General features: G+C 72.6%; 2 protein-coding genes. One reads left to right on the forward strand and one right to left on the reverse strand.

Going from position 1 to position 1,055, the window contains the following annotated elements; all coding sequences use genetic code 11:
• Nucleotides 1-238 (reverse strand): GntR family transcriptional regulator (locus tag ACEN88_RS32500; RefSeq protein ID WP_413346363.1); only part of this gene is annotated, 238 nt, incomplete at its 3' end.
• Nucleotides 239-269: 31 nt separating this feature from the next.
• Between ACEN88_RS32500 and ACEN88_RS32505 the strand changes: the two genes are divergently transcribed.
• On the forward strand, nt 270-1,055 hold a 786-nt coding region (locus ACEN88_RS32505), incomplete at its 3' end, for an aminotransferase class I/II-fold pyridoxal phosphate-dependent enzyme (protein WP_413346365.1).

Here is a 1,055-nt window from a genome sequence, read left to right on the forward strand (position 1 = left end):
GGCCCGGCACGCGCGTGGCGCGGCAGGCGGTGACGATGAGCTGTTGGTCGCGCAGGCTGTCGTAGGCGGCGCGCACGGTGCCGCGCGCGACGCCCAGCTGCACGGCCAGGTCGTGCCAGGACGGCAGCCGGGCGCCGGGAGAGAGACGGCCGTCGTGGATGGCGGCACCGATCGCGGCGGCGATCTGGCCGGCGACGGGTGTGCGTGCGCCGCGGTCGATGTTGATCGAAAGGTCCATGCGGTGAATGGTACAGGGATTCATGCAATTCTTGCGTCTTTGGCCTGATCCAAGTGGCGACTACGATGAAAGCCTCATCCACCGTCACCATGAAGAATCCCATGACCCTCATCCACTTCATCGCCGCCCTGGCCACCGCGCTGTTCGCCTGCGCGACCAACAGCTCATCGTCACCGCCGGCGCGGCCGGCACGCGCGTGGCGCGGCAGGCGGTGCGTGCGGGCACCGCGCCCGAACGCCCGGCTACACCGCCGCCGCGCCTCGCCGCACCGGTCCCGTTCCAGGTCGGCGTGCCGGGCCAGGACGTGTTCCCCTTCAAGACGTGGTCGCGCATCATGGGCCGTGCCGCGCGCGCCGCGGCCGCGCAGCCGCTGGGGTATCCCGATCCGCGCGGCGAACCGGTGCTGCGCGCCGCCATCGCGGCCTACCTCGGCATCGCGCGCGGCGTCGCATGCCACCCGTCGCAGGTGTTCGTCGCGAACGGCCATGCCGCCGCGCTCGGCCTCGCCCTGCGCGCGCTGCGGCTGGAAGGACGCACCGCGTGGGTCGAGGATCCCGGCTACGCGTCGGCGCGTACCGTGCTCGCGCAATATGGCGTGACGCCGTCTCCGGTGCCTGTCGATGCGGAGGGACTCGACGTAGCGGCGGGCATCGCATCCTCTCCGAAGGCGGCACTGGCGGTCGTCACGCCGGGCCAGCAGGCGCCGTTGGGCATGACCCTGTCGCTGGCGCGCCGGCATGCGCTGCTCGACTGGGCCGCGGCGCGCGGCGCGTGGATCGTCGAGGACGACTACCTGGGCGAGCTGCAGCTGCAAGCC

The sequence above is a fragment of the Massilia sp. CT11-108 genome, from assembly GCF_047302915.1.
Classification (GTDB): domain Bacteria; phylum Pseudomonadota; class Gammaproteobacteria; order Burkholderiales; family Burkholderiaceae_D; genus Telluria; species Telluria orientalis.